This is a genomic window from Parapedobacter defluvii, assembly GCF_014642075.1.
GTDB lineage: Bacteria > Bacteroidota > Bacteroidia > Sphingobacteriales > Sphingobacteriaceae > Parapedobacter > Parapedobacter defluvii.
This window is the reverse complement of sequence record NZ_BMIK01000043.1, coordinates 1-2,996: the sequence shown is the minus strand read 5'-3', so window position 1 is coordinate 2,996 and position 2,996 is coordinate 1. Positions and strand designations below refer to the sequence as shown.

Annotated in this window: 3 protein-coding genes; all 3 read right to left on the bottom strand. The window is 37.7% G+C overall.

The window, feature by feature from the left end; all coding sequences use genetic code 11:
• Window positions 1–55: 55 nt before the first annotated feature.
• Entirely contained in the window at window positions 56–1,930 is a 1,875-nt protein-coding gene (locus IEX60_RS24605) for a BT4734/BF3469 family protein (RefSeq protein ID WP_188754050.1), read from the bottom strand.
• 39 nt (window positions 1,931–1,969) lie between these two features.
• Entirely contained in the window at window positions 1,970–2,251 is a 282-nt protein-coding gene (locus IEX60_RS24600; RefSeq protein WP_188754049.1) for a helix-turn-helix domain-containing protein, read from the bottom strand.
• Window positions 2,252–2,340: 89 nt separating this feature from the next.
• Entirely contained in the window at window positions 2,341–2,982 is a 642-nt protein-coding gene (locus IEX60_RS24595; RefSeq protein ID WP_229717784.1) for a hypothetical protein, read from the bottom strand.
• Between the last annotated feature and the right edge of the window lie 14 nt (window positions 2,983–2,996).

The following is a 2,996-nucleotide window of genomic DNA, read 5'->3' as shown; positions in this document are numbered from 1 at the left end:
CCATAAGAACCTGAAAGACCTCTATCCGCAGAACTATAAGATTATGGCTCATAAATCAAACATGTAGTTCATAGGGCGGATACTGCTTGGCGACCAATTGCGGTGGTATGCAAACAACAACCTGATCCGCATCCATTGTTTTACCATCAGCCGTTTCCAGTATAATGCCGTTTCCCGTTTCCTTTACAGCCGTAACTTTTGTATTCAGCAAAATAGCTTCACTTGGCAGCTTTTGTGCCAATGTATCAATAAGCATTTGCGTTCCTCCGACCACCCGGTATGATGGTATTTCAGCTTCAGGAACAAAAAACTTCTGCGGTGGCTCAAACGACTTGGTTTGGAACAGGGATATTCCCCTTGAAAATTGCGGGTACTTCTTCAGCCCCAATTCATCAATTAGGGATAACAAATGGGGGTGCATATCCGAAAACCAGGTTGCGCCCAATTCCAAAGGTGTCTGCAAAGATCCTTTTATCGTCTGTATTCTTCCACCCAATCTGGGCGAGGCTTCCAGCACTGTGGATTTGATGTTTTGCTTTGCTAATAGATAAGCTAATGTCAGCCCGCTTACATGTTTTCCGCTGAATACGATTACGGTTTGGTTGGTTACTTTTTCGTTGGTTACGCAGGCTACCATTGCGACAAACCATTTTTTGAAACATACCTGCCATAAATCCTGCTTTGTGGTGGTAATGGTGTTGGCAAGCTCTGTGATGTAGTCGGTTTCATCTTCATTTTCGGGAAGGGTTTCAAAATAATCCTTGAAAGGATCGTATTGCTGGCAATAATCAGAGTGTAACAAGTTCCGCAAAGTATTAATGTTGCATTTTACTTTGGCTTTCAGTATTTCCCTTAAAATGGAATTTTCCACAAAATCCGTTACTGGTTTCCAAATGGTGGATTTTACGGTTTTGTATTCCAATTTTCCCGTAACTGTATTATAGCGAAAATTGTAGCGGTTGTTTAGAAAATTCTCCAATCGGTCAATGAAACTCGGTTTTTCTTCTTCTTCCGATTCTTCGGATTCAATAGCGTCAACGGATTTTTGGGAATTGTTTTTGTTATATTCGGTTACATTTTTGTAAGCACTGTTTACAGTTGCCATTACCTCCTGTGTATTGTAATTGTAATCGGAAAGTATAAAGCCCATTGCCGCAGGCAAAGGCACACCTTTACGGTTGAGATTACACGCCAACAGATGAACGAAATTGTTCCGATTTCCGGTGATGAAACTTTCTTTTTTCTCGGTAAATCTTACACAATGTTCGTAAGTCGATAAATAATCGTTGTTGAATTTTTCGGCAGCAAAATTATTGTCCGCAATGGTTATAGATTCATTGATGGGTTCAGATTTTTGCTCCATATACGGGCGTAAATCTTCGGTAGAAATAATCGGAAAAATGCTTGCATTTTCATTCAAAAACAAATCGGTGTCGTAAGACACGAAGCAAAGGCGTGTAACATCTTTGCCCGATTTATCTATGGGCAAAGTCAATAATTCTTCATAGTATTTTTGAAGTTTCAGAAAGGCTTCTTTGTGGTTTTCCTGTAATGAATTGACTCTGACAAAGATTTTCAAACCATTTCCGGAAGGACTGGTAAACGCTGCAAAGGTGGATTGGTTCTGAATTGCCAATGCTTTAGCATTGGTCAATTGTTCCTTTGTAAGCTTGTCAATGTCTAATACTACGATTTGAGTATATGCAGTAACAAACTCTAATTTCCTGCCACCTTTAAAGGAAGCCGAAGGTGTGAAAGCGGGCAAAGATTTCTTTGCCCTTTCGTATGCTTCCATTTTGCTTTCTGCCAATGACTTTCTTAAATAAGTTATCACATTGATATACTTACCTGTTTTGATGTCGTTCAATACTTCAACTACTTTGCTGTTCTGCACTACTTCATTGAAGTTTTTAAAAATACTTACTTCCATTTTTATTAGACGTTAGATGTTAGACATTAGATTTTAGACTTATTTCTTCGAAAAAGCCTTGTTGTAATGTTCCTGCAACAGTTTTTCAACGTCTGACAGCTTGTAATAAATTTTGTTGCCTACCTGACTGAATGAAATACGCCCCTCGTCCCGCCACGTTTGGGCGGTTCGTTTGGAAATTTTCATCAGTTGTAGAAACTCCTGATTGTCTAAGAAGGTATCTTTCTTCGGGTCATTTTTAGCATTAAGACGTGTTGCGATTTCGTCTAACCTTGCTACCAATTCTGTGTATTGGTCTTTTGATAAAATAATTGCTTCCATTTTCAAATAATTTTATGATTATGGAAGCAAAGGACAGCAATGCAAAAAAGTCATTATGTCCGTACTTGGTCTTTCGGGACAAGATTTATTTACAGCATTTTATCAATGTCTATTCTTTTATGTGGTTTGGGACGTTTATCGGTCTTTGACGGTGTGAGCATTGTCTTGACTGTTTCGGGACTCAATTCCCTGCCGTCTTTATCTACAAAGCTGTTTACAATGACTGCAACAAAATCATTTATATTACCGTCAATAATAGGTTTGCCGTCTGTAAATAATTCCCTGTGCAACTGATAAAATATATCCACTAACTGATTGATATTACAATTTATTTTGAGCTTGTTGAATGGCATACCGTTTTTATTCTTGTTCATTTGCTCAACAGAAAATTCATTTGTTAAACGGTTTAAATGCTGTATCTGGTCTATTTCTTTCTGACATTGGTTTGAGTAGTCGGGTAGTTTGGGATTTATAAAGTCTATGCTTGCCTGTTCGTAATCAAATTTTTCTTTCGTCAGGAACATTATCTTGTCTGTATAATCTTTCAACTCTTCAACTTTTTGTTTTGTTTCCTTAAATGAGAAGTATCTTTTTTCACATTCTGCATTGACATATTGCATTGGAATTTTAGCCAAGGTGTGTTTATATCCGGTAAATTCAATTGTGATACTCCCCAAATACTGGACAACTGCATAAATGTTTAAATTAGCAGTTGAGAATGAAGAAATCAAGAAGAAAGTTTAGT

What these genes read in the sequence shown, in the direction of transcription:
- IEX60_RS24605 (WP_188754050.1), bottom strand. Translation starts at nt 1,930, where the DNA reads ATGGAAGTAAGTATTTTTAAAAACTTCAATGAAGTAGTGCAGAACAGC.
- IEX60_RS24600 (WP_188754049.1), bottom strand. Translation starts at nt 2,251, where the DNA reads ATGGAAGCAATTATTTTATCAAAAGACCAATACACAGAATTGGTAGCA.